The 23,253-nt window shown below is 41.6% G+C and carries 27 protein-coding genes and 4 pseudogenes; 21 read left to right on the top strand and 10 right to left on the bottom strand.

What is annotated here, in order from left to right; all coding sequences use genetic code 11:
• Nucleotides 1–32 precede the first annotated feature (32 nt).
• The 15 genes and pseudogenes from GN277_RS27860 (at nt 33) to GN277_RS27930 (ending at nt 13,578) form a co-directional block, all read left to right on the top strand.
• Nucleotides 33–626, top strand: coding sequence for a response regulator (locus GN277_RS27860; RefSeq protein WP_159758006.1), 594 nt, complete (start codon nt 33–35; stop codon nt 624–626).
• A 74-nt stretch (nt 627–700) separates the two neighbouring features.
• Nucleotides 701–1,374: pseudogene (locus GN277_RS27865) on the top strand (response regulator transcription factor).
• On the top strand, nt 1,362–2,537 hold the full coding sequence (locus GN277_RS27870; protein WP_159757443.1) for a HAMP domain-containing sensor histidine kinase: 1,176 nt from the start codon (nt 1,362–1,364) through the stop codon (nt 2,535–2,537). Before GN277_RS27865 ends, GN277_RS27870 begins: the two are co-directional and overlap by 13 nt.
• 60 nt (nt 2,538–2,597) lie before the next feature.
• Nucleotides 2,598–3,473, top strand: a complete 876-nt coding sequence (locus tag GN277_RS27875) for an ABC transporter ATP-binding protein (protein WP_159757446.1) — start codon at nt 2,598–2,600, stop codon at nt 3,471–3,473.
• Nucleotides 3,470–4,546 (top strand): ABC-2 transporter permease, encoded by a 1,077-nt coding sequence (locus tag GN277_RS27880; RefSeq protein WP_159757449.1) that lies wholly within the window; start codon nt 3,470–3,472, stop codon nt 4,544–4,546. The genes GN277_RS27875 and GN277_RS27880 overlap by 4 nt, the downstream gene beginning before the upstream one ends.
• A gap of 149 nt (nt 4,547–4,695) precedes the next feature.
• Nucleotides 4,696–5,709, top strand: coding sequence for a MerR family transcriptional regulator (locus tag GN277_RS27885; protein ID WP_159757452.1), 1,014 nt, complete (start codon nt 4,696–4,698; stop codon nt 5,707–5,709).
• A 100-nt stretch (nt 5,710–5,809) separates the two neighbouring features.
• Complete coding sequence (locus GN277_RS27890) at nt 5,810–6,322, top strand: flavodoxin family protein (RefSeq protein ID WP_016220836.1); 513 nt, start codon at nt 5,810–5,812, stop codon at nt 6,320–6,322.
• Nucleotides 6,310–6,984, top strand: a complete 675-nt coding sequence (locus GN277_RS27895; protein ID WP_159757455.1) for a hypothetical protein — start codon at nt 6,310–6,312, stop codon at nt 6,982–6,984. The genes GN277_RS27890 and GN277_RS27895 overlap by 13 nt, the downstream gene beginning before the upstream one ends.
• A gap of 12 nt (nt 6,985–6,996) precedes the next feature.
• Nucleotides 6,997–7,713: an ABC transporter ATP-binding protein gene (locus GN277_RS27900; RefSeq protein WP_159757458.1), complete on the top strand. Its 717-nt coding sequence runs from the start codon at nt 6,997–6,999 to the stop codon at nt 7,711–7,713.
• Nucleotides 7,710–8,417, top strand: a complete 708-nt coding sequence (locus tag GN277_RS27905; RefSeq protein ID WP_159757461.1) for a hypothetical protein — start codon at nt 7,710–7,712, stop codon at nt 8,415–8,417. Before GN277_RS27900 ends, GN277_RS27905 begins: the two co-directional genes overlap by 4 nt.
• Before the next feature lie 101 nt (nt 8,418–8,518).
• Nucleotides 8,519–9,163, top strand: coding sequence for a TetR/AcrR family transcriptional regulator (locus GN277_RS27910; RefSeq protein WP_016220833.1), 645 nt, complete (start codon nt 8,519–8,521; stop codon nt 9,161–9,163).
• Nucleotides 9,160–9,729 (top strand): flavodoxin family protein, encoded by a 570-nt coding sequence (locus tag GN277_RS27915; protein ID WP_159757464.1) that lies wholly within the window; start codon nt 9,160–9,162, stop codon nt 9,727–9,729. The genes GN277_RS27910 and GN277_RS27915 overlap by 4 nt, the downstream gene beginning before the upstream one ends.
• Nucleotides 9,726–10,133: an FMN-binding protein gene (locus GN277_RS27920; RefSeq protein WP_159757467.1), complete on the top strand. Its 408-nt coding sequence runs from the start codon at nt 9,726–9,728 to the stop codon at nt 10,131–10,133. The genes GN277_RS27915 and GN277_RS27920 overlap by 4 nt, the downstream gene beginning before the upstream one ends.
• Before the next feature lie 135 nt (nt 10,134–10,268).
• Nucleotides 10,269–12,522 (top strand): annotated as a pseudogene (locus GN277_RS27925) (ATP-binding cassette domain-containing protein).
• 147 nt (nt 12,523–12,669) lie between these two features.
• The gene (locus GN277_RS27930) at nt 12,670–13,578 is read left to right on the top strand and encodes a helix-turn-helix transcriptional regulator (RefSeq protein WP_159757470.1); all 909 of its coding nucleotides are present in this window, start codon (nt 12,670–12,672) and stop codon (nt 13,576–13,578) included.
• A gap of 12 nt (nt 13,579–13,590) precedes the next feature.
• On the opposite strand, the gene GN277_RS27935 is transcribed toward GN277_RS27930, so the two are convergent.
• Nucleotides 13,591–14,523: a helix-turn-helix transcriptional regulator gene (locus GN277_RS27935; protein ID WP_159757473.1), complete on the bottom strand. Its 933-nt coding sequence runs from the start codon at nt 14,521–14,523 to the stop codon at nt 13,591–13,593.
• Between the two features lie 116 nt (nt 14,524–14,639).
• Here GN277_RS27935 and GN277_RS27940 point away from each other — a divergent pair, with 116 nt between their 5' ends.
• The 5 genes from GN277_RS27940 (at nt 14,640) to GN277_RS27960 (ending at nt 18,267) form a co-directional block, all read left to right on the top strand.
• A complete protein-coding gene (locus GN277_RS27940) occupies nt 14,640–15,275 on the top strand; it encodes a type 1 glutamine amidotransferase family protein (RefSeq protein ID WP_016220827.1) in 636 nt (211 codons plus the stop codon).
• A 167-nt stretch (nt 15,276–15,442) separates the two neighbouring features.
• Complete coding sequence (locus tag GN277_RS27945; protein ID WP_016220826.1) at nt 15,443–16,174, top strand: ABC transporter ATP-binding protein; 732 nt, start codon at nt 15,443–15,445, stop codon at nt 16,172–16,174.
• Nucleotides 16,171–16,914: an ABC transporter permease gene (locus GN277_RS27950; RefSeq protein ID WP_016220825.1), complete on the top strand. Its 744-nt coding sequence runs from the start codon at nt 16,171–16,173 to the stop codon at nt 16,912–16,914. The genes GN277_RS27945 and GN277_RS27950 overlap by 4 nt, the downstream gene beginning before the upstream one ends.
• A 104-nt stretch (nt 16,915–17,018) precedes the next feature.
• Nucleotides 17,019–17,864 carry a tocopherol cyclase family protein gene (locus GN277_RS27955; RefSeq protein WP_159757476.1) on the top strand — a complete coding sequence of 282 codons (846 nt, stop codon included), beginning with the start codon at nt 17,019–17,021 and terminating at the stop codon, nt 17,862–17,864.
• Nucleotides 17,865–18,045: 181 nt separating this feature from the next.
• Nucleotides 18,046–18,267 carry a tetratricopeptide repeat protein gene (locus GN277_RS27960; protein WP_159757479.1) on the top strand — a complete coding sequence of 74 codons (222 nt, stop codon included), beginning with the start codon at nt 18,046–18,048 and terminating at the stop codon, nt 18,265–18,267.
• Nucleotides 18,268–18,335: 68 nt separating this feature from the next.
• Here the strand turns inward: GN277_RS27960 and GN277_RS27965 are convergent, their stop codons facing one another.
• Nucleotides 18,336–18,899: a Uma2 family endonuclease gene (locus GN277_RS27965; RefSeq protein WP_159757482.1), complete on the bottom strand. Its 564-nt coding sequence runs from the start codon at nt 18,897–18,899 to the stop codon at nt 18,336–18,338.
• A gap of 20 nt (nt 18,900–18,919) precedes the next feature.
• Entirely contained in the window at nt 18,920–19,339 is a 420-nt protein-coding gene (locus GN277_RS31275; RefSeq protein WP_016220822.1) for a helix-turn-helix domain-containing protein, read from the bottom strand.
• A 180-nt stretch (nt 19,340–19,519) separates the two neighbouring features.
• On the opposite strand from GN277_RS31275, the pseudogene GN277_RS27975 reads away from it, so the two are divergent.
• Nucleotides 19,520–19,678 (top strand): annotated as a pseudogene (locus GN277_RS27975) (AAA family ATPase); the annotation flags it as partial.
• An 11-nt stretch (nt 19,679–19,689) separates the two neighbouring features.
• On the opposite strand, the gene GN277_RS29640 reads toward GN277_RS27975, so the two are convergent.
• The 7 genes and pseudogenes from GN277_RS29640 to GN277_RS28005 form a co-directional block, all read right to left on the bottom strand.
• On the bottom strand, nt 19,690–19,863 hold the full coding sequence (locus tag GN277_RS29640) for a hypothetical protein (RefSeq protein WP_016220821.1): 174 nt from the start codon (nt 19,861–19,863) through the stop codon (nt 19,690–19,692).
• 115 nt (nt 19,864–19,978) lie between these two features.
• On the bottom strand, nt 19,979–20,446 hold the full coding sequence (locus tag GN277_RS27980; protein WP_159757485.1) for a hypothetical protein: 468 nt from the start codon (nt 20,444–20,446) through the stop codon (nt 19,979–19,981).
• A 248-nt stretch (nt 20,447–20,694) separates the two neighbouring features.
• Nucleotides 20,695–20,886, bottom strand: a pseudogene (locus tag GN277_RS27990) (sigma-70 family RNA polymerase sigma factor); the annotation flags it as partial.
• A 370-nt stretch (nt 20,887–21,256) separates the two neighbouring features.
• Nucleotides 21,257–21,667 carry a hypothetical protein gene (locus GN277_RS27995; RefSeq protein ID WP_244325049.1) on the bottom strand — a complete coding sequence of 137 codons (411 nt, stop codon included), beginning with the start codon at nt 21,665–21,667 and terminating at the stop codon, nt 21,257–21,259.
• A 228-nt stretch (nt 21,668–21,895) separates the two neighbouring features.
• Complete coding sequence (locus GN277_RS29645; protein ID WP_204162870.1) at nt 21,896–22,390, bottom strand: hypothetical protein; 495 nt, start codon at nt 22,388–22,390, stop codon at nt 21,896–21,898.
• A complete protein-coding gene (locus GN277_RS32525) occupies nt 22,320–22,511 on the bottom strand; it encodes a hypothetical protein (protein ID WP_408641729.1) in 192 nt (63 codons plus the stop codon). The genes GN277_RS29645 and GN277_RS32525 overlap by 71 nt, the downstream gene beginning before the upstream one ends.
• Nucleotides 22,486–23,226, bottom strand: coding sequence for a transglutaminase-like domain-containing protein (locus GN277_RS28005; RefSeq protein WP_159757488.1), 741 nt, complete (start codon nt 23,224–23,226; stop codon nt 22,486–22,488). Before GN277_RS28005 ends, GN277_RS32525 begins: the two co-directional genes overlap by 26 nt.
• Between the last annotated feature and the right edge of the window lie 27 nt (nt 23,227–23,253).

Consider the following 23,253-nt stretch of genomic DNA (forward strand, 5'->3'; position numbering starts at 1 on the left):
GAAAATATCTGTGTGGCAGGAGATGGCTAAAGATAAGTAAAATATTATTATTAGAGGACGATGTGAGTCTGGTAGATGGACTCAAGTATTCTCTAGGGAAGAACGGATTTGATGTTACGGTTGTACGGACAGTGGAAAAAGCCCTTGAGTCCCTGTCAATTATCAGTGAGTACGATCTATTACTGCTTGATGTTACTTTACCGGATGGAACAGGATTTGATGTATGTGAAAAGGTAAGACGGCAGAATAGGCAGATACCGATTATATTTCTGACGGCTTCTGACGAGGAAGTCAGTATTCTGGTTCTTATTGCACTGATTACAATATTCAATGTAATGAACAGTATAGCCATGAGTGTTGCGGCGAGAATGAAGCAGTATGGTGCGTTCCGTGCGATTGGCTTGACCAATCGGCAGCTAACCAGAATGATTGTAGCGGAAGCCGTTGCATATGCGGTTACCGGAAGTATTTGCGGCGGTATCTTTGGAGTGTTGTGTAATAAGCTTTTGTTTGATAAGCTGGTGGGATTCATGGAATATTCCTGCAGCGGAATTTGCTGTTATTATAGCGGCAGTAATAATTGCAGTGGTTCTCGCAATCAGGGGGCCGGTTCAGAAAATCCGTAACATGTCTATTGTGGATACAATCAGTGCGAAATAGATTTTGAATTTGGAAGCCAGGCAATTGGGGAGGTGCCAGCATGCGTAAAAAAATATTAATAGCGGATGATGAAACAGATATTGTGTCAATGCTTCGTGCCTTTTTGAAAGCAAAGGATATTTTGTCCTGTCAGCCGTAAATGGAACAGAAGCATTAAAGCAAGTGGAACAGGAACCGGATATTATCTTGCTTGATATTAATATGCCCGGACTGGATGGCCTGAAGGTTTGCGAACGTATTCGGGATTATGTGTCCTGCCCTATTCTTTTCTTGACTGCGCGAATAGAAGATACAGACAAAGTAAAAGGGTTTGCCGTCGGCGGTGATGATTATATTGTCAAGCCCTTTTCCCTTATGGAGCTTGAAGCAAGGGTGACTGCGCATTTGCGCCGGGAAGCAAGGCGTACCTTTGATGCACAGATCAAGTTCTCCGGTGACCTGACGGTTGATTATTCAGAGCGCTGCCTTTTCTTTGAGGGGCAGCGTCTTGGTCTTGCTAAAAAAGAATTTGATATTGTGGAACTGTTATCTCAAAATCCGGGACAGGTTTTTACGAAAGAACGGATTTATGAGCGCATTTGGGGTTATGACAGCATGGGGGACAGCAGTGTTGTGGCGGAGCATATCCGAAGGATACGGTCAAAGATTGCAGCATATACGGACAGGGCATATATTGAAACAGTTTGGGGGTGCGGATACAAATGGAGAAAATAAAGCACTATAGACTGAATTTATCTCTTAGGAAAAGTCTGGTGCTCTACGTGGCAGTTTTTGCGGTACTTGCTCTTATTCTCTCTATCATGACAATTTCCATATGCGATAACACAGTGGATACAATAAGGAAGTCTTACCCGTTGGCCGGTGAAAAATATTACCTGACAAATGAGCAGGGCAAACGACTGGGCGACGGCACCTATATCGGGAATGTACCTGTTATGCCTTCCGGGCAGGATGAACGTATTATCACTTTATTAGAACTGTTTTCTACGATTGCTGCACCTGTCTATTCCGCATTATGTATTATAGCGGCGGCATTTCTGTTTTACAGGGACAAGCTGAAAAAGCCGCTTGCAAACTTGCGCATTGCGGCTGAAAAAATATCAAATAATGACTTGGATTTTGCGGTAGGATACGACAGTAAGGATGAGTTGGGGGAGCTTGTGGATTCCTTTGAAATCATGCGCACGGCTCTTGTAAATAATTTTTCTGAAATGTGGAAGCAGGTCGAAGAACGGAAAGCACTTAATGCGGCATTTGCTCATGATTTGCGTACCCCGCTTACAGTATTAAAAGGCTACAATGAAATGCTGCAGGTAGATGCAGATGAACGGACAAGAAAAATCGCTGCTACTATGGGAAAACACATATCCCGTATGGAGGCTTATGTAAGCAGTATGAGCAGTCTCAGGCGTTTGGAGGACACACAGCCGAAGTACGAGGCGGTTTCTCTGCAGCCGTTTTTGTCTTCTCTACAGGAAAACGCACAAATGGTATGTACACAAAATAGAAAAGCATTGCACCTGCAAAATGAGGTGCCTGCCTGTGAACTTTTTATAGATAGATCGTTCATTTTACAAGTATGCAATAATCTGTTAGCAAATGCCGTCCGCTATGCCCGGACGTCCATTACATTGTCTTTTTCTTTACAGAATAAAGGATTGCTGATCATGGTATTGGATGACGGAAAAGGCTTTGATAAGAATATTGTACATAAGGTAACGAATCCATATTTCACAGAAGAAGACCGTGCGGAACACTTTGGCCTTGGATTATATATCTGCAGGCTGCTCTGCGAACATCATGGCGGATATCTGAACATTGATAATACGCCGAATGGAGCTATGGTATCTGCATTTTTCAAAAATCTTTCTTTGTAGATAAAAAGTTGAAATTTACGCGTTATACTCGTCATAAAAACATAGGAAAGGAAGTTTGACATGGTTTTAAAAACAGTCGGGCTGACCAAACAATTTGGCGGGAAGACAGCCGTAAATGATTTGAACATTACTTTATCAAATGGTGTTTATGGACTATTGGGGGCAAATGGCGCGGGGAAAACTACATTTATGAGACTGCTGTGCAATCTTCAAAAACCTACTTCTGGAAGAATATTTCTGAATGGGAAAAACATTGCAGGGCTTGGAGAAAAGTATAGGAATCTTTTGGGATATCTGCCGCAGCATTTTGCGTATTACCCCGATTTTACCGCACTTGATTTTCTGCTGTATGTTGCAGCTCTAAAGGGAGTGGGTGAAAAAGCGGCGCAGAAAAAATCAAACGAATTACTTGAAGAGGTAGGATTATCTGCAGAAAGCAGACATAAAATTAAAACCTTTTCCGGCGGTATGAAACAGCGATTGGGAATTGCACAGGCAATGTTGAATAGCCCGCGTATATTAATCTTAGACGAGCCGACAGCAGGGCTTGACCCTAAAGAGCGTGTCCGTTTTCGTAATCTGATCAGTGCATTTGCAAAAGATCGTATCGTAATCTTATCTACCCACATTGTTTCTGATGTAGAGTTTATTGCAGAGGAAATTATTATGATGAAATCCGGTTCAATTATTCACTTCGGGAAACCACAGGAGATCACGTCTGAAATCAATGGGCAGGTGTGGGAGTGCATTGTCCCATCGGCAAAGGCGGAGAAATATGCAGCAGCATTTATCACCAGCAATTTGCGCAACATGAATAATAACAAAACGGTTTTACGGATCATTGCAGATCATCCGCCTATGGCAGATGCTTCGCAGGTGCAGCCTAATTTGGAAGATTTGTATCTATTTTATTTCAAAGGAGGCACAGAAGAATGAAAAAACTAATTCAATTTGAATTACGAAAAATATTTTCAAAACGCCTGACACAGATTGCTTTGCTTTTTGTACTGTTTTTTTCTGCCATTTTGGGGTTTTCCAGCTATCAAAATAAATACGCATTTGATGGAGTGAGCAAGGAAGGGACAGGAAAAACAGCCGTAGAGATTGATAAGGAGATTGCGGCGAAATATGAGGGAGTATTGACAGATGAAAAAGTTCAGCAAATGATGAATGACTTTGCTGCCCAAACGAACTTACATGGAATGAATGCTGCGTATCTCTATCATAACGCTCTGCAGTCTGCAGTTTTTACGCGGTTTTCTGATATGAATGGAAACTGGAACGGTGTTCGTGTTTCGGATGCATTTGGCGGTGAGGAAGTCAGGATTGGTTATGTTGACGGCTGGCTTACAACGAGCCAGAACATGGTTAAGATTTTTTTCATTCTTTCGCTGGTTATTGCTATTATGACCGCACCTGTTTTCTGTGGTGAATATGGCGGAGTGGATAATATTATCCTTACAAGTAGATATGGAAGGACGAAATGTGGGGCGGCGAAAGTGGGCGCTGGTTTGATTGCTGCATTTATAGTGACACTGGCAGTAGCTGCCGTCAATATTTTGTTTGCATTTGTTCTATATGGAAGAGATGGATTGAATTGCAGCGTTCTTTTTGCGCCTATGCCATTTGATAATGGGTATATTCCTTTTAATATTACCTGTGGAACTTTGCTGAAATATCAAGTTTTGCTGGCTTTTACGGGAACATTGAGTGTTGCGGGAATTACGCTGCTAATCTCAGCTATCAGCAGGAATCAGATGGTGGCTCTGGTTGCTTCAGCGGCAGTGTACTTTTTCCCTGCTGTATTACCCATTTCGGAAAGTAATCCATTGTTTCGGTTTATAGGGCTTTTACCTATGTATCATGCTCAATTTGTTTCTCTCATGTCAATAGAACAAATGGATAACGGCATATTATATGCAATATGGGTTATTCCGACGGCATTTATTTTTATAGAAACAGGTGCTTTTGCTTCCCGTAGATTTTTTGCGAATCATCAAGTCACATAAAGAACGGGAGAAATAAATGAAATCACAAATACTATAATATTTCCTGTTAGGCAAAGGAATGCCAAGCTGGTGATAATTTTTATAAATCCAAGGTTACTTTCTATTATATTTCAGGTATCTGAAATATAATAGATGCAGGAGGGATGGAAATGGATTATCTCACTGCTGCAGAGATTGCAAATAAATGGAAAGTGTCCAGCCGGATGGCTGCTTATTATTGTGAGGCCGGAAGGATAGAGGGCGCTGTAAAAAAAGGAAAGACCTGGTTTATTCCGGCCGACGCTCCAAAACCCTTGGATAAGCGTTATTCCAGAGATACTATCAAAGCAAAAGAGAGTCAGGCAGTTGGCGACATACTTGTAGATATTGCGGAATCGGCGGTTTATCATATGAAAGATATTTTTGAACATCTGGGGTTTACCCGTGAAACCCTGCGGTATTATGAGGAAATCGGACTTATCAAGCCGAAAAGAGGGCAGTATAGCAGATATCGTGAATTTGACTTGTTTGACATCTCCCGTCTGATGGCGATTGATTTCTATAAGAAACGGGGATTTTCACCAGTTGCCATCAAAGGAATACTAGAGGCAAAGCCAGAGGAATATGCCGAAAAGCTTCAGCAACAGTCAGACAGCCTGCAGGCTCAGATAGACCGGCTTTCTCAGATGCAGAAGCGTCTGAAGGAGACACAGCGTTTTTATCAGGAGTTTTCCGAGAATACCGGTAAGCTTGAGATCCGGGAACTACCGCTTTATTATGTGGCAGAGCGGTTTCCTTCCGTAGCTTCCTTTGGAGAGTACAGGAATAAAGTGCTGCGGTTTCTCAACGTGGAGAATGAGGATATTCTTTCAAGCATGGTTCGGACGCTTACTTTTGATGAAACAGGTTACAAAGGCTCAGAAATGTATGTAGTAAAACCTGCCGGAAAAATAGAACATGAGAAGCAAAATGTTTATCTGGAGCATGGAAAATGCCTGTATACCACATTGCTTGCAGATAATAATGACACTTCGGTTCCGGAAAAGATGTTTTCTCTGTGCCATGCATGGGCAAAAGAAAATCAGGCAGCGTTTCGCGGTATGGTGTATATTTTTGTCCGTATGGCGATGCCAAATGAGGATATAGACAAACACATTTACGAAGTATGGGTTCCTCTAAAATGAATTACACTTTCCTCTTGACTTGGGGGATTCCACCGGCTTTACAGTATTATTTGCAGGGCCGGTTTTTTTTGGCCCTATTGAATAGAAGGGAGAAAAAAGAATGAGGCTGTTAATTATCAATACATTGCCTAAAGAGCATCTGCTGGCAGAAAAAGCAATATGCCGCCTGGAGGAAAAGACGGCGGAGTGTAAGACATTTTATATAAAAGATATGAAGATAACACCTTGTATTGGCTGCAATGCCTGTTGGTTAAAAACACCTGGTATTTGCGCTGTCAAAGATGATTACGAACAGATCCTAAGGGCTTATTTGCAATATGATGTTACTGTTTTTATCTCTGATACGACACTAGGATTTGTTGGCTATAAAATGAAAAATATAATAGACCGGATGCTGCCCATGGCGACTATGTATACCAGAATTGAAAACGGACAGACACGCCATGTTCCTCGTTATAAAAAAGAATTCCAATTCGGGCTTCTATATGCAGGTGAAGGAAATAAGGATTATTTATCACACTGGATGAGTCGGTTTTGTTTGAATTTTCATGGAATCAGTCTGGGGGCATATCCAATTGAAGCGTGGAAGGAGATGGCTGTATGCATTTCGTAATGATCAGCGGTGCTGCCCGTACACAGTCTAAGAGCAACACTGCGAAGATCCTTGCTGCATTTGGCGCGGGTTTGAATAGCAGCGGGAATACATCGGAGACTTGGTATCTCTCAGACCGAAAACAGTGGAAGAGAGCAAAGGCTGCGTTTGAAGAGAATGAGAATGTCCTGTTTGCCCTGCCGCTTTATGTAGAGAATGTGCCAGGGATTATGCTGGAGTTTTTAGCAGGTGTATCTGCAAAGGAACAGCCGGGAACCCAAGTATCCTTTCTCCTGCAGGGAGGATTCCCGGAAGTATCTCAAGGACGATGCTGCGAAGAATTCTTAAAAATGCTTCCGGCACAGCTTGGATGTGCGTATGGCGGAACGATCATCAAAGGAGATATGTTCGGTCTCAGCCTGATGGGAGGAAGACTAGGAGCAAAACTGTTGCAGCCATTTGTGGAAGCCGGACAGCAGTTTGGAAAGGATGGTTATTTCCGGCCTGAAATCATGGAGTCTTTCTCGATACCGGAATATCTTTCGGCAAAGCAGATCCGCATTGCGAATGGCCCGCTCCGATATGTTCAAAGATTCGTGATGTGCTGTATTGCAAAAAAACTTGGGTGTAAGACAAGATTGGATGCAAGGCCATTAAGCGGAATTAATTCATGTGGTATGTAGGAGGAAACGAAGATGGTACAAGTTCGTGAAGTAGTCAAGGTCTTTGATGGAAAGGAAGTGCTGCGGCATCTCAATATGAGTGTGGAACGCGGCACTATCTATGGGCTACTCGGTGCAAACGGCGCCGGAAAGTCCACTACGTTCAAATTAATCTCCGGTTTACTGCAGCCAAATACAGGAGCCATTCAATTTGATGGAGAAGAAATTCAGGTTCAGGACAGAAAATTTCTGAAAGAGATGGGAATCTTGATTGAAACGCCGGTATTTTATGAGCATTTGTCAGCGAGAGAAAATTTGGAGATTCATTTGGCTTATATGGGATGTAAGTCAACAGCCATTGATAATAGTTTGCAGATGGTGGGGCTTGCTGATACCGGAAAGAAGCCGGTTTCTAAATTTTCTCTCGGCATGAAGCAGCGGCTGGCCATTGCCAGGGCAATCAGCCATTCACCGAAGCTTCTGGTATTGGACGAACCAGTCAACGGCCTCGACCCTATGGGTATCCGGCAAATGCGGGAACTGTTTTTGGCGTTGGTCAAAGATTATGATATGACAGTTTTGATTTCCAGCCACATATTAAGCGAAATCGAGTATATAGCTGACAGGGTGGGCGTGTTGGTGAATGGGAGTATTGCCAGAGAAGTACCTATGTCGGAAGTAAGGGAAATCTGTCCAGAGGGACTGGAGGATTATTTTGTCAATATCATGAGCGGAGGTACGGAAAAATGAATTTAATGAGGATGGAATTGAAAAAAACAAATATTAAATCCTATTTTTTTGCTGCGTCCGCTATTTTCATCTGTCTTTTAGGGCTGGCTTACATATTTGCTTGGGTGCCAAGCCTCGGCACAGCGGATCCGTACGCCGTGGAACTATTTTCTACCTATCAGGGAATATCAGCTATGGGAGGGGCTGTCGGACTTATGGCATTTTCAGCTTTAGCATCTGCCATGGGATACCGGTATGTGATAAGGGAGTACAGCGGTGCAAATGTAATTCTTTTGTTCACATACCCCGTTGATAGGAAAAGTATAGTATGGGCCAAAATTAAACTGTTGTTGCTGTTTGTTTCTGCTTCAATACTTGTATGTACATTTGGCAGCTTTATCGTATTTGCACTTACAGGTTATATGTTTTCACTGTTGGACGATAATCTGCAGTTTATAGATATTGCTATAGCATATCGAAATGCCTTGGTACTGGCATGTCTTGCGGATGGAATCACCCTTTGTTCTTTACGCATTGGATTTATAAAAAAATCTAATTCAATGACAATTATCAGTGCGATTCTACTCAGTATGCTGTTGGTGAATATGGCAGCGGATATCAATCAAAGCTTTGCGATTATGTTCAGCTTGTCATCTGTAATATTTGTGACGGGGCTCCTGTTGACATTTAATATGGTACGGAAAGTCGAAAGAATGGAAATATGATATAAAAAACAGAAAGAACAGTCTAAGCTATTCAGAGAAACATTGACAAACGAAAGCCTTTTCCATATAATTAAACTAATAGTTTAATTATTGGAGGGATTATGGGAAGAAGAAAAAAAGAACCGAGAGGCGTGCATCGGGAGAACATTGCCTCTGCTGCAGCCGTGCTTTTTATGGAAAAGGGAATTTCCCAGACATCTATGGATGATATTGCAAAAGCAGCAGGTTACAGTAAGGCAACGCTTTATGTGTATTTTGAAAGCAAGGAAGAAATTGTCAGCGTATTGGTATTGGGCAGCATGAAAAAGCTCTGCGCCTACATCTCATCTGCCATACAGCATCAGGAATCCACACGTTCAAAGTATGACCTTATCTGCAAGGAACTGGTACGGTACCAGGAAGAATATCCGTTCTATTTCAAAATGACGCTGGAAAAAATAAAGTTTCATTTTGAGAGCCAGGACTTCTATCCGGAGGAAAGGGAAACTTTTCAGGTGGGAGAAGAGATTAATGAAATGATAAAGACTGTTTTGATGTCCGGTATGGAAAAGGGCGACTTGCGGGCAGATTTAGACATTGCGCCTGTTTCGTTTTCCTGTTGGGGAATGTTGTCAGGGTTGATTCAGTTTACGGCAAGTAAAGCGGATTACATCAAACAGTCTATGGGATTATCCAAAGAACAATTTCTTCAATGTGGATTTGATATGATCTACCAGTCTATTGCAGGTATGGAGGTAAAACAATGATCCAGAAGCAAGCGCTTGCGATTTTAGGGAGCCCTCATTCGGGTGGAATTACAGCAACTATGTTGAAACATTCTGTTAATGCTGCAGAAAGAGCGGGATATGCCGTTACCAAAATCAATTTATATGAAAAAAATCTTGCCTATTGTACAGGATGCAGGGCATGTTTAAAGAGAGAGCAATGTGTGCTGAAGGATGATATCCATGAAATTACTTCTCAGCTTGGGGCATGTCAGGTCGTGATCCTTGCTGCTCCCGTATATTGGGCAAATGTTCCGGCTCCTGTGAAAAATCTTTTTGACCGGTTGCTTGGAATTGCTATGGAAGAGACGAGAGCTTTCCCAAAACCAAGATTGTGCGGAAAGAAATATATGCTGCTGACCGCCTGTAATACCCCGGCTCCGTTTTCCTGGATATTCGGGCAAAGCAGAGGCGCAATCCGTAATATGGATGAATTTTTTAAAACTGCCGGTATGAAACCAATGGGGAAAATCGTCTGTGCCAATACAGGAAAGAGGAAGGCCGTACCAGACCACATCTTGAGAAAGATTGAGAGGCGATTCAAATGAGACAACATAATAAAAAGTTGCTTGTAGGCGTTGCTGCCGCCGCAGTTTTTTTAGGACTGATTGCTCTGACAGTTTATTTAAAAAGTGTATGGGATTATAAGCAGGCAGTACAGGAAATTTCTATTGGAGACGTCCGTATCAGTGATGTTGCCGACGGAGTTTATATTGGAGAATGCAATGTCAATTTCATTTATGCGAAGGTTGAAGTTACAGTACAAAATAAAGAGATTGAGAAGATCAGGATATTAGAGCATAAAAATGAACGCGGACAGGCGGCAGAGACGATTGTGGATCAGATTGTTTCGGAACAGAAGATTGATGTGGATGCCATATCGGGTGCGACCAACTCAAGCAAGGTCATAAAGAAAGCTGTTGAAAATGCTCTGGAAAACGGTTTACAATAAATTTTTCTGCTATCGTGAGGGAAAGCGCTGTCTAATGAGACAGGAGAACCGGATTAAAAATGCCAAAAAAAGTCGAGACTATATTCTGGAACAATGCTATACTGCGAACAGAAAATTTAAGAAAGGGGAACAGATATGCCGCATCAAGACAGCGTTATCATAAAGGGATTGTGCCAGAATAACCTGAAAAATATTTCTCTTGAAATTCCAAAAGAAAAAATTATTGTATTTACCGGAGTTTCCGGTTCCGGAAAGTCCAGTATTGTATTTGATACGATTGCCGCAGAGAGCCAGCGGCAGATGAATGAAACATATACGGCATATATTCGGAGCAGGCTCCCCAAGTTTGAGAAGCCGAAAGCAGAGAAGATTGAAAATCTGTCTGCATCGGTCATCATTGACCAGACAAGGCTTGGAGGGAATGCCCGGTCTACCGTAGGGACGATCAGCGATATGTATTCTGCCTTGCGTCTTCTCTATTCACGTATCGGGGAACCGTATGTGGGTACAGCTTCCTATTTTTCTTTCAATAATCCAAACGGGATGTGTCCGGAATGCTTTGGAATCGGTAAGGTGATGGAGCTTGATATTTTGCCGTTGATTGCAGAGGACAAGAGCTGGAATGAGGGGATGGTGGATCTCCCTACATTTCATGTGAATAACTGGTATTGGAAACAGTATATAGGAAGCGGTTTATTTGACCTTGAAAAAAAATGGCGTGATTATACGGAAGAGGAACGCAACCTCCTGCTATATGGCTCCAGGGAACAGGGCGGAGAGCGTGTGTCGAAGCAAGTAGAGGGAATCCATAATATGATGAGCCGCCTGCTTCTGAAACGTGACAATTCCGATATGAGCGAGACATCCATGAAACGTCTGGCAAATTATGTGCATCCTCTGGAATGTCCGCTCTGTCATGGGAAACGCTTAAATTCTGCAGCGCTTTCCTGCAAAGTCGCAGGTTACAGCATTAACGAGATGTGCGGGATGGAGCTTACAGAGCTTCGGAAAGTGTTGGAAACCATTACAGATCCAAGGGGCAAGTCGATTGCAGAAGGGCTGGTTACAACTCTGAACCGGATGATCGACATTGGGCTTCCTTATCTTTCCCTGAACCGGGAGTCTGCCACTTTATCAGGCGGTGAGGCGCAGCGTCTTAAGCTTGTGCGGTATATGGGAAGTGCGCTTACCGGAATGACTTATATATTTGATGAGCCGAGTACCGGAATGCATCCGCGGGATGTCCACCGTATGACAAAATTGCTCTTGTCCTTGCGGGACAAGGGGAACAGTGTTTTGGTGGTGGAGCATGACAAGGATGTGATTTCCATTGCAGATGAAGTGATTGATATCGGACCGTTGGCGGGGAGAAAAGGCGGGGAAATCCTATATCAGGGAAGCTATACCGGGCTTTTGGATTCTGGCACTCTAACAGGTAATGCCATGAAAGCGTTGATACCATTGAAAGAAACGACCAGAAAACCGGAAGGGTTTCTTCCGGTCCGAAACGCAAATATCCATAACCTGAAGAATGTTTCCGCTGATATTCCATTAAATGTATTGACCGCTGTGACCGGTGTGGCGGGTTCGGGGAAGAGTTCGCTGATTCGTGATATTTTTGCGAAGCAGTATGAGGAACGGGTGATTTTAGTGGATCAGTCTCCGGTGACGGCCACAGGACGCTCTACGCCTGCAACTTTTTTTAGGATTTTTCGATGATATACGTAAACTGCTGGCGAAAGAGAACGGTGTAGGTGCAGGCTTGTTTTCCTTTAACAGTAAAGGGGCATGCCCGGACTGTAAAGGACGGGGAGTGATTGTGACAGAGCTGGTTTTCATGGATCCGGTGACGACCACCTGTGAGGCCTGCGGCGGCAGCCGGTACAGTGAAGAAGCCCTTTCGTATTCCTATCATGGAAAAAATATTGTGGATATTCTGGACATGAATGCGGAAGAAGCAGAAGAGTTTTTTTCAGGCTGTCCAAAGATTCGCAAAGCTGTACATGCTATGGTGGAGGTTGGGTTATCCTATCTATCATTGGGGCAGCCTCTGTCTACGTTATCCGGCGGAGAGCGCCAGAGGGTGAAACTGGCAAAATATCTGGATAAGAGAGGCAATATCTACGTGCTGGATGAACCGACAACGGGGCTTCATGCTTCGGATGTACAGGCAGTCATGGAGCTTTTGGACAGTTTTGTAAAGCGGGGCAATACGGTAATTGTGATAGAACACAATATGGATGTGGTAAAGCTGGCAGATTATGTGATTGACATCGGTCCGGATGGCGGAACATCCGGAGGGGAAATTGTCTTTACCGGAACTCCGTCAGAGATGGCTTGGCATGGGAAAACGATTACGGCTGAATATTTACGGAGGTCTTTGCAATAAATCGAGTGTTTTACCTGGCCGGAATCTAGTACAGCATTGCATAATTAACAGTGAATTCTGCGAGGTTGTACTAGATTCATTAACTGTATGGTTTTTGAATCTGGATTCTGACAGGGTGGAGCATTAGCAGTATATCAGGAGGGCGGTATGAACGAACAAATGGAGGCTGTTCAGAGGATGCAGGAATATATTGAGGGACATTTGGAAGAAGAACTTACATTAACTCAACTTTCGGAAGTTTCGCTCTATTCCCCATGGCATTCCTACCGGCTGTTTAAGAATTATCTGGGGGCAACTCCGGCGGAATATATTCGGAAGCTGCGTCTTACACGTTCCGCTATGCGGCTGAAGCAGGAGCAGTGTCTTGTTTCAGATGTAGCTTATGAGTGCGGCTTTGGCAGTGTGGACGGATATACACGAGCCTTTTACAAAGAATTTGGCTGTAATCCAGGAGACTATGTAAAGGACCCGGTTCCTATTGCGCTTTTTATCCCTTATGGCGTGAAATTCAAAGAATTAAGGAAGGATGTTGTTGATATGGAAAATTTGCAGAGTGTTTTTGTACAGGTAATCCGAAAGCCAGAGCGCAAGGCAATCATCAAGCGGGGTATTTGCGCAGAGGATTATTTTGATTACTGCAGCGAGGTAAACTGTGACATATGGGGAATTCTCACGAGTATGGATTCTCTCTGCGGGGAGCCCGTCTGCCTTTGGCTGCCTGAAAGATTTAAGACGCCGGGTACGTCTACTTATGTACAGGGGGTAGAAGTGGAGTCAGACTATGCAGGTGGGATCCCGGAAGGATTTGATATCATTTCCCTGCCTGCTTCGGAGTATCTGGTTTTTCAGGGTGAGCCGTTCAGGGAGGAAGATTATTCCCAGGCAATCCTTTCCGTACAGTATTCTATGAACCAATATGATCCGGCAGTGATTGGTTACGAATGGGATGACGATAGCCCACGTATCCAGCTGGAACCGCGGGGGGAACGGGGATATATAGAATTGCGTGCAATTAAGGCGCTTAATGTGCATTGTCAGAGCGATAGAATAAAGTAAATATCTAAGATTCTAATTATCATATAGGGCAACTATATTATGTACTTTATATTTTATTTTTTCACGGATATGTAAAGGTTCCAGACATTCGCACTTATCGCCAAAACTTAGAAGTATATCATAGTAGTAGTCTCTATCAATAAAGGGGAAGTCTACAATGTAATATTCATCGTCATCTGGCGTAAAGTGTTCATAAGCGCAGAAGTCAAGTACTCTGTCCATTATAGATTTATGGATACGGATTTTGATTTCTATTTGCAGTGTTTCCACAATTTCTGCGATGTCTAAAATAGGTTTTTGATAAGCCCGTGGAACAAAAGTATCTTTTTTCATTTGCAAATCTGTCATGCGAGACAATCGAAATAAGCGGTAATCATTTCTGCTATAACAGTATCCTTGAAAATACCAATGATTGCTTTTTAGTACAAGCTGATATGGTTCGACTGTTCGTGTTGTTTTATTTCCATGACGATCTATATAACTAAAGGAAATTGCCCTGTTTTCCTGCAAAGCAGTTTTTATAATTTCCAAATACGATTGAGTATTTCTGTTGCTTACCCACGGGCTCAGATCTATACATATTTGGTTCACTTTTAGCTCTATATCTTTCGCTCTGTCGGCAGGAATAAAACTTTTGACTTTTGCCAAAGCGTGTATCAATTCATCCCCCCGAACTATATTGTAAAGGTTGGAAAGGCCCATCAAAAGTGCTGAGAGGTCATCCGCCGAAAAAACCTTTTTATCAACCTTATAATCTGGCATAATTTCAAATCCTCCGCCTACTCCTGATGTAGAACGGATAGGAATACCTGCCATGCTAATTGTGTCTATATCGCGGTATATTGTGCGGGGCGAGACTTCAAACGTATCTGCTAACTTCTGTGCGCTTACCCTCTTTTTTTCAAGGAGTATCATAATAATACTAACAAGTCTATCTACTTTCATTCGAGAGCCGCCTTTCAAATTCTTTTATTATCACATAAATGCTGACATAATGATGTCAACAATTACATGATACAATAAGGGAGCAGACTAATCAACTATGAAGATGGAGGAGATTTATGTTTACGATCTATGTCTATACTCTTGACACTATGGCAGACTGGGAAATAGGGTACGTTACCGCGGAATTAAATTCTGGTCGATTCTTCAAAAAGGATGCACCAGACGTATCGGTCAAAACGGTCGGTATTTCAAAAGAGCCCATAAAAACAATGGGCGGTCTTAACATTATTCCAGATTGTGTAATTGATAATATTGTGATGAATGATAAGAGTGTTCTACTGTTGCCAGGGGGAAACACCTGGGATGATCCGAAACATGGTGCTATTATCAAGAAAGCGACTGAGCTACTTTCTGTGGGTGCTACTGTGTGCGCTATCTGTGGCGCTACTGTTGCTCTGGCCCGCGCAGGACTGCTAGATCAGCGCCCGCACACAAGCAACGGAGCAGGGTTTCTTGAAATGTTTTGCCCCAACTATAAAGGGACAGATTGCTTTGTGGACAAGCTTTCTGTTGTGGGTGACAATCTCATTACCGCAAGTGCATCTGGAGCCTTGCTGTGGGCAAAGCAGATTATTGAGCACTTAGGCGTTTTTAGACCCGACACGCTGGAAGAATGGTATGCGTATTTTAATACTGGCGAGACACAACATTTCTTTGCGCTTATGCAAACACTACCAAAGGCTAATAAGTAACATCAATCTGCCCAGCGGCAGAAAAGAAATTTCCACCATAACTTATCTCATACAAGCTCCATCAGCTGAAAAGCGCGGCACCTCAAATATGCCAAAAAAAGTCGAGAAGATATTTCCGGGTAATGCTATACTGCAATCTGAAAACAGGAGTAAGAGAGGAGATAAAAATGAGAAAAGCGAAAGAAGCCATCAGAGTAAGCGGCCTTACAAAAATTTATAACGGGAAAAAGGTATTGGACGGCTTGAATCTTTCCGTTAAGAATGGCACAGTCTTTGGGCTGCTGGGAGCAAATGGAGCAGGGAAAAGTACAACGATTGAATGTATCTTAGGAACCAGGCGGGCCGAACAAGGGACAGCGCTTGTATTGGGACGTGACCCAGGAAAAGAACGCCGGGCACTGTTCCAAAAGGTAGGCGTCCAGTTTCAAGAAGGAGATTATCAGCCAGAGATTAAAGTTTCCGAAATATGCGAGGAAATAGCATGTTTATATGACAGCCCGTCAGACTGGAGGGAACTCTGTGAGCGGTTTGGAATTGGCGATAAGCTGAAAAATGCGGTAAAAAGTCTGTCAGGGGGTGAACGTCAGAGGTTGTTTATTGCCTTGGCGCTTATCCCGGCGCCGGAGCTGGTTTTCTTAGACGAGCTTACAACGGGGCTTGATGCGAAGGCAAGGAGGACAGTGTGGAAGATTCTGGAGGATTTAAAAGCGCAGGGGCTGACTATTTTTCTTACATCGCATTTTATGGATGAGGTGGAAGCGCTCTGTGATGAGGTCTGTATCCTGAAAAAAGGTAAGACGGTGTTTTATGGAACAATAGAGCAGGCAAAAGAGCAAAGCGGATGTGAAAAATTTGAGGATGCTTATTTAAAATTTTCAGATGAGGAGGCAGATGCATGAGGACTTTTACAAATCTTTTGAAAACAGAACTAAAATTGAATATCCGAAATATGAATATGGTTATTTTTGCGGTGATTATGCCGGTAGTAGTACTGGTTGTCCTTGGGATTATTTATCAGTCCAGGCCGGCATATCCCGGAGCAGAGTATACGTTTCTGGAGCAGTCTATGAGTGCGGTGTGTACCATATCTATTTGTGCCGGAGGCCTTATGGGTCTGCCGATTGTGGTATCGGAATATCGGGAACGTAAAATCCTGAAACGTTTTCAGGTGACTCCTGTGAGCCCGGTCATGCTTCTCGTTGTAGAATTTACGATTTATGTATTGTATGCCCTTGTTTCTATGGTTCTTCTCTTTCCGGCCGCTGCATGCTTCTGGGGAGTGGCGTTTCGTGGGAGTTGGCCTGCCTTTATTGGGAGTTGGTTTCTTACATTGATTTCTACCTTAAGTATCGGCATGATGGTAGGCGGGATTGCAAAAGATACGAAAATAGCCAGCGTTATAGCCAGTATCCTGTATTTCCCTATGTTGATATTTTCAGGAGCAACTGTACCGTTTGAGGTAATGCCAAAGATGCTGCAGAAGATTGTCGGATTGTTTCCTTTGACACAGGGGATACAGCTTATGAAAGCGGCATCACTGGGGCTGGCTGTTGATAACCTGTGGCTGCCGGTAGCGGTCATGGGGGCTGTTGCTATTGTTTGCACGGGAATTGCGGTGAAGTGCTTTCAGTGGGAATAAACATTAGCAAAATATAATCAGTGATTCTGACTATAGGGACTGCGGTGTATAAATGACAGCTATTTGAGGAAAAATAAAATATCTCTCAATGGAGGACAGAATTTATGCGTAATTTTTTTTATGGATGGTATTTTAAATGTCAGTCTGCGACTCAGACGCTGGCAGTTATACCGGCAGTCCACAAGTCAGAACAAAAGAAATTTTGTTCCATTCAGATCATTACAGAACATCATTCATGGAAAGTTGATTTCCCTGTTGCTGCATTTCATCGGACAGGAGAGGATATTCGGATAGGACAAAATCGCTTTGGAAAGAGAGGAATCCTTTTGGCAATACATACGCCAGAGTTAAATATAAATGGAAAATCGCATTTTGGACCGATTTTTCCTTTAAAATATGATATTATGGGGCCATTTTCCGTACTGCCTTTTCTAGAATGCCGGCATAGTGTGCAAAGCATGCGGCATTTTGTTCAAGGCAGGGTGTACGTTAATGGCCAGGAATATTTGTTTCAGGATGCATTCGGATATTGGGAGGGTGACCAGGGATGTTCATTTCCTAAAGAATATGTGTGGACACAGTGCGGTTTCCCGGACGGGTCGCTGATGTTATCTGTGGCCGATGTTCCCGTTGCAGGGTTTCGTTTTCGCGGCGTCATAGGTGTTGTGTTATGGAAGGGCAGAGAATATCGGCTGGCAACTTATTTGGGGGCAAGAGCAGTACAGGCTCAGAATGGGAAACTTCGAATTGTTCAGGGAGATTTGGAGTTAGAAGCAAGATTGCTGGAGGGAGTCAAGCGCCCTCTTAAAGCTCCTGCTAATGGAGACATGACGAGGACGATTCACGAAAGCGCGGCTTGCCAGGCATTTTACAGATTTCGGAAGGGAGAACATATTTTCTTTTCCTTTAAGACAGACAGGGCTTCTTTTGAATATGAATTATCGAAGTAAATGTTGGTTGCCAGCGGATTTTCCGTTGGCAATTTTGCTTTGGCTTTCAGATTAAGCATTCACCTTACATTTTTGTAAGAAAATATCCCATGAGAATAAAATTGCTCTTAGTATTTGTTGCCGTTTCCCATCGTCAATACGTTATATCAAAGCATTATATATCGTCTATGCTCGTATATTATTGACTGATTTACAAAAAAACGGTGTCAAAATTGGTGTAAATGGTGTCAGAAATTTAGCGGAAGAACTGCAAAAGAAGAGTCTGAAGATTAAAGAAAGGGTACTGGGAGAGGCCCATCCAAATGCACAAATTATTTTGGAAAATATGAAAATAGCGTTTTATAAGTGGAATCCAGAGGGAAATTTTGAGCAGTGGTTAGAAGAAAATAAGAAAGAACAGTAGAGAATGACAGAAAATTACATAGACGGAATGAAAGGCATATGCAGCGGAGCACATGCCTTTTCTTTTGGCTAAATATTCAGCAAACCGGCAATATCAGAGAAATTGATGTACAAATCATCATAGATATTAACCTTAATTGTAGAATCAAAGGAATATTGAACATTGAGCATATTTCCCTCAAAATAGTTAACTGTCACAGTCTTACGGCGTGGATCTACAATCCAATATTCACGGACTCCAGCATTTTTGTAGTAATAGAGTTTGCGGATATAATCATCTGACGGATTCCCTGGGGAAACAATCTCAATGATGAAGTCTGGGGCACCATTGCAGCGCTTACCATCTAGCTTGTCCTTATCACACACAATCATGATGTCAGGCTGGACAATGGTAAGCAGCTCCGTAGAAAGCTTCACATCGAATGGAGCCGGGAATACTTGGCATCCTCCGCCCTTCTTCCGTATATGATTGCGGATAGAGACAAGCAGTTCTGTGAGAATAGTCTGGTGATCTTGTGATGGACTGGCCATGTAATAAATCTGTCCGTCAAAGACTTCTGCTCTTGTATCCTCCGGGAGTGCTTCATATTCTTCCAGAGTGGTAATGATAGGTTGTGGTTGTAATGCTGACATGGCAACACTTCCTTTCCGAATTACTTTTTGCTTAATTCATCAGCGAGTACTCCACCGATATGCATAGCTTCAATCTTAGAGCTTGGATATACATTGCTTGATTGAAGTGCATGAAGATAATTCAAGGCGGTATTAATTTCTTCTTTTGGGACGGATTGCCTGTTATCAATTTTTACTGTTACGGTTTTAATAAAATCATATTCTGTCATTTGAAATATTTCTCCCCTTTCTGAACTAGTGTTAGGTACATGCTCCATGATATCACCAGGTTGGCAATTAAAAGCTGTACATATACGGTCTAAGACTTTAGGGGAAATGCCTTCCCCTTTACCCATTGCTGCTATTGTTGTAGGGGATGCTTTGATTAATATACGGAAATTTTCTTTAGTCATTTTTTTATCTATTAGTAATTTCCAGAGTTTGTCATAAGAAAAAGCCATTTGCTCACTTCCTTTCGGTGATTGTATTATAGCGGATGTTTCTATATAATACAATAATAAATCTACAAAAAAATATAGATAATCTGTTACTATTCACGGTCAAAATGTTTTTTGTAACACAAATAGACTGGTATTTCGCCGGCCATTTGTTTCAAACAGGCTTAATGCTTTTATGGTTATCCAAACTTCATTCTTGTGCCGGAACGGGAAAATGGAAAAGACTTACTTGTCTTGACCGTTATATCCGGGCGTACCACACCCTATTATTACAAGGCTGACGGTGTCATGGAAGCCTATATCCGTATCGGGAATGAAAGTGTCATTGCGCCCGATTATGTGTATTTCCAGTGCTAATTTACGCTGTTTTCCGCTATCTCCTTAACCTTTTTTGTTACTTGTTCCCCGGCTATCTGCTTGAATACCGTTTCCGTTTTTTCAGTGCCTACATAGTGCCTTGCCACGATAATTTTTGTGGGTGGGTGGTGTCGGGTGGCTCTTTGTTGTGTGCTACTGTCTTTGCCCATAAAATTCTGCTCCTTTACATAAAAATAGAGCGCATAGACTTGTTTTCTATACGCTCTGACGCTATGTTACTTATTCAGTTGTGATTGTGGTAATAGTTGACAGTTATTCTAATATTTAACCTAACTCCTTAAATTCTCCCTCCTGAATAGAAATTTCAATATCAAATTTTGTGTTCTCGCCCGCAACTATCTTAATTCTATTGTTTCCACTTCCTACATTCAAAGTGCTTTGAATAGGCTCTGATATTTCGGTGTCACATTCAGCAATGATTGAAACATCTCCCTTGGGATTTATCAATACCAGTTTCATCTTTCCGGAGGAAACATTTATTGTGTATGTTATATCTAAAGATTTATCTTCCTCTGCGTCAAAAACCCATATGGTGTCCATACCCTCCATTTTTTCAACGCTTGCCGTAAAATGTCCGTCCTTTGCTGTTTGTTCGTAATTATTAAGGTTATATGAATTTGTGTTACTTGCTATTTTTATATCGTTGTCATATATGGCAACCATAGGATTTGCACAACCTGTCATTAAACAAACAGCAATCATTCCTGCACCAAGCATTTTTTTTATTTTCATAATGTACCTCCATAAGCTACGATTTATTCAATTAAGATACTACCACAATCACGCCCATATTTCTATCACATTTTCATTAAATTTCTTCCTCCCTTACGGTGGTTTCTGTGCTGTTTTCCCTCGGTAACTGTCGGCTGTTTTGCCTGTTCCTTTGCTTTGGCTAACCTTGTCTTTATGGAATGGTCACGCTCGGTCAGTTTCCGTCTTTTGGTGGTTGCGGTCAGTTCTGCACACGTTTTTTCTGACAGCCACCGTTCTTTATCCCGATAGAAATCCGTGTACTGTTCCCGCACGACTTCAAGCAGGCAGCCCTGCACGGGGATAAACAGCTTGTCCATGTAACTCTGGTCGGTTTGCCTGCGGCGGCAGAAATCTTGATAGGACAGCTCCACATAATCGCCATCCTTTTTGATATATACCTTTCTTGGTGCATACTTCACCGTATCTTCCTCCAAAGGTTCTGTGACCTCTACGGTTATAGGAAATACATATTCTGTTAAGCGGAGATTATACTTCTTGTTTCATAGTGAGAAGTAGCGTTGCATGGGCAGGGATTTTTTTAACTGGCTCTCTGCCATTCCCCGATATGCTATGTATGGATAAAATCTGCGTTGTATGAGCAAGGTTACTGCCCGAAAAAAGGACATAAAAAAATCCCTCCAAACTTCAAAAACAGGTTTGGAGTGTTTGGAGAGTGTCTGTTAAGTCTTTTCGGGCATAACAATACCGCCTACCATAACACCGTTTTTTTATATGGTGGACGTTCGCCTTAAAACCTTATGAAATAAAATAGAGCCGATAAACTGGAAGTTATAGTAAATAACCTATAGCGATAAAAAGATAGCTATACAAGCATTTCCTGTTTAATCTTAAATACATTACACCACTAAGAACAGAAAATATCATAGTAGAAATTCCGTTCCATATTTCAAGTCCTACTCCTCTTGATACGAAATGAAACGCTCCCCATGTCATAGCCAATATAATACCGCCAAAAGGAATTGAACTTTCTTTTTTCAACAAGGTTTCAATCGCTTTTTGCCCATATATTATGATTAGAATAACAAGCATTACTTCAAATATATAGTATAAATACTGCGCACAAAATTGGAATACGGTTTTACCCTGTGCTTCTCCAATGAACTTTAATGTATGCCAATCAATGAAAGTCATAATTTTACAGCCAATGAAGCAAGCAAGTATTACTATCCAATTTTTCAAAGAAATCTTCTCCCTTTTGTTTCCGCTTATCGGAAAATGATAATATGTATATCTACATGCAGAAATATAACTTCAATTCCAAATATTGACAGAAATTCAAGCATAAATCCTCCAAATGAAAGTAAACTCAGCGATAAATATTTTGTCCATTTTACTTCTTTAACCATTATCCTCTCCTTATGAAATTCCGATTTTTCACTTTTTGCAACTTCCCGACAAATGGGAATTTTATACTGCAAAACAAAAATGTATTATGCATCCCGATAACAATGCTACTACTAACCCTAAAACAATTCCAATACAAGTACCTCTCGCATGGAACATATAATCTTTATATTCTTTTTCCATATCTTCTGTGCCAGATATTCTCAACTTCTTACTATGACAGAAAACCCCCCAATCTAAAACAATCAAATCATAGATATTCACAACAAAAAATATGATAAATACATGAATAAAGGCTGTATTAAAACTCCTACATCCAGACAAATAGGCAACGAAGCACAAAATAATAACAAAAAATATTAACCCAAATATTTTTTTGACTACATGAGCTTTTTTTCTTTGCTTAATCATTCCTTTGTATTGTGGTAATTCTTTCACTCTTTGTCTAATCTTAGGCGGATAAGATATAATCATATTGATAGGGTCTTTATATTGTGCCGGTAGAATTGCTAATGTAAAAAGCAAACAACACACCACACACTGAATAAATAAAATCATTTCTTTTACCTCCTGCATTCTCTTTATGGATGTTTGTCCCTCCCATATTCAAAAACTTTATCAATAGATACGTCAAAGGATTCTGTAATCTTGTCTTATTTCCGCAGGCAGGACAATGTATCCATTGATTTTATATGGCTTTTCCTCATTTTACCAACATTGTAATTCATAATTTTTCTTCCGAAATGAACATACATAAAGTCTTTCATTTTACACCAATGCTGTGTATAATGCTCAAAAAACTTATCGGGATTTGGGAAAACGCCCAAATCGGACACAATAGCAGCACTCTGAATATAAGTGTTGTTTTCATTCCAATCAACGGAAATCTTTTGAAAGTCTTTTGTCGCAATGGCAAATTTCATAAATTCGCCTTGAACATGAGAGTATTTTGCTTTAACGGCTTCAAGATATTGATTGTCTGTAATAACTCCTTCTAAAGCAAGCCATTGACCTTTATAATAAACTTCTGCCCAAGTATGTACAATTTTATCTGGTGCAAGTGCCGCAATGATACCTGTGGTTGCTCCATGCTGAAAATCTTTTGATACTTCAAAGCCATGAATACGGCACGGAATATTTACACCTCTTAGCAATGCCATTAACAGTGTTGCTTTTGTATTGCACTGTCCGTATTCGTCCATTAATACCTGTTCTGCAGTTAATGTATCGTTACGGTTATAGCCCAAAGGTATTTCATTTTGCACAAATCCATAAATAGCTTTAATTTTTTCATATTCACTCAACTCTCCCCATCGCTTTTCGTTGATGAGTTTCTGTATGCCAACAGACTGATAATTCAGCATTTTGGTTTCTTCAAGAAATTGCATATCCATAATTAAACCTCCTGTTTGGTTTAATTA

Source organism: Sporofaciens musculi (genome assembly GCF_009830285.1).
GTDB classification, from domain to species: Bacteria; Bacillota; Clostridia; order Lachnospirales; family Lachnospiraceae; genus Sporofaciens; species Sporofaciens musculi.

What these genes read in the sequence shown, in the direction of transcription:
- GN277_RS27930 (WP_159757470.1), top strand. Translation starts at nt 12,670, where the DNA reads ATGAACGAACAAATGGAGGCTGTTCAGAGGATGCAGGAATATATTGAG.
- GN277_RS27955 (WP_159757476.1), top strand. Translation starts at nt 17,019, where the DNA reads ATGCGTAATTTTTTTTATGGATGGTATTTTAAATGTCAGTCTGCGACT.
- GN277_RS27880 (WP_159757449.1), top strand. Translation starts at nt 3,470, where the DNA reads ATGAAAAAACTAATTCAATTTGAATTACGAAAAATATTTTCAAAACGC.
- GN277_RS27900 (WP_159757458.1), top strand. Translation starts at nt 6,997, where the DNA reads ATGGTACAAGTTCGTGAAGTAGTCAAGGTCTTTGATGGAAAGGAAGTG.
- GN277_RS27870 (WP_159757443.1), top strand. Translation starts at nt 1,362, where the DNA reads ATGGAGAAAATAAAGCACTATAGACTGAATTTATCTCTTAGGAAAAGT.
- GN277_RS27980 (WP_159757485.1), bottom strand. Translation starts at nt 20,446, where the DNA reads ATGAAAATAAAAAAAATGCTTGGTGCAGGAATGATTGCTGTTTGTTTA.
- GN277_RS27915 (WP_159757464.1), top strand. Translation starts at nt 9,160, where the DNA reads ATGATCCAGAAGCAAGCGCTTGCGATTTTAGGGAGCCCTCATTCGGGT.
- GN277_RS29640 (WP_016220821.1), bottom strand. Translation starts at nt 19,863, where the DNA reads ATGGGCAAAGACAGTAGCACACAACAAAGAGCCACCCGACACCACCCA.
- GN277_RS27905 (WP_159757461.1), top strand. Translation starts at nt 7,710, where the DNA reads ATGAATTTAATGAGGATGGAATTGAAAAAAACAAATATTAAATCCTAT.
- GN277_RS29645 (WP_204162870.1), bottom strand. Translation starts at nt 22,390, where the DNA reads ATGATTTTATTTATTCAGTGTGTGGTGTGTTGTTTGCTTTTTACATTA.
- GN277_RS31275 (WP_016220822.1), bottom strand. Translation starts at nt 19,339, where the DNA reads ATGGCTTTTTCTTATGACAAACTCTGGAAATTACTAATAGATAAAAAA.
- GN277_RS28005 (WP_159757488.1), bottom strand. Translation starts at nt 23,226, where the DNA reads ATGGATATGCAATTTCTTGAAGAAACCAAAATGCTGAATTATCAGTCT.
- GN277_RS27890 (WP_016220836.1), top strand. Translation starts at nt 5,810, where the DNA reads ATGAGGCTGTTAATTATCAATACATTGCCTAAAGAGCATCTGCTGGCA.
- GN277_RS27965 (WP_159757482.1), bottom strand. Translation starts at nt 18,899, where the DNA reads ATGTCAGCATTACAACCACAACCTATCATTACCACTCTGGAAGAATAT.
- GN277_RS27885 (WP_159757452.1), top strand. Translation starts at nt 4,696, where the DNA reads ATGGATTATCTCACTGCTGCAGAGATTGCAAATAAATGGAAAGTGTCC.
- GN277_RS27910 (WP_016220833.1), top strand. Translation starts at nt 8,519, where the DNA reads ATGGGAAGAAGAAAAAAAGAACCGAGAGGCGTGCATCGGGAGAACATT.
- GN277_RS27875 (WP_159757446.1), top strand. Translation starts at nt 2,598, where the DNA reads ATGGTTTTAAAAACAGTCGGGCTGACCAAACAATTTGGCGGGAAGACA.
- GN277_RS27950 (WP_016220825.1), top strand. Translation starts at nt 16,171, where the DNA reads ATGAGGACTTTTACAAATCTTTTGAAAACAGAACTAAAATTGAATATC.
- GN277_RS27940 (WP_016220827.1), top strand. Translation starts at nt 14,640, where the DNA reads ATGTTTACGATCTATGTCTATACTCTTGACACTATGGCAGACTGGGAA.
- GN277_RS27945 (WP_016220826.1), top strand. Translation starts at nt 15,443, where the DNA reads ATGAGAAAAGCGAAAGAAGCCATCAGAGTAAGCGGCCTTACAAAAATT.
- GN277_RS27895 (WP_159757455.1), top strand. Translation starts at nt 6,310, where the DNA reads ATGCATTTCGTAATGATCAGCGGTGCTGCCCGTACACAGTCTAAGAGC.
- GN277_RS27935 (WP_159757473.1), bottom strand. Translation starts at nt 14,523, where the DNA reads ATGAAAGTAGATAGACTTGTTAGTATTATTATGATACTCCTTGAAAAA.
- GN277_RS27920 (WP_159757467.1), top strand. Translation starts at nt 9,726, where the DNA reads ATGAGACAACATAATAAAAAGTTGCTTGTAGGCGTTGCTGCCGCCGCA.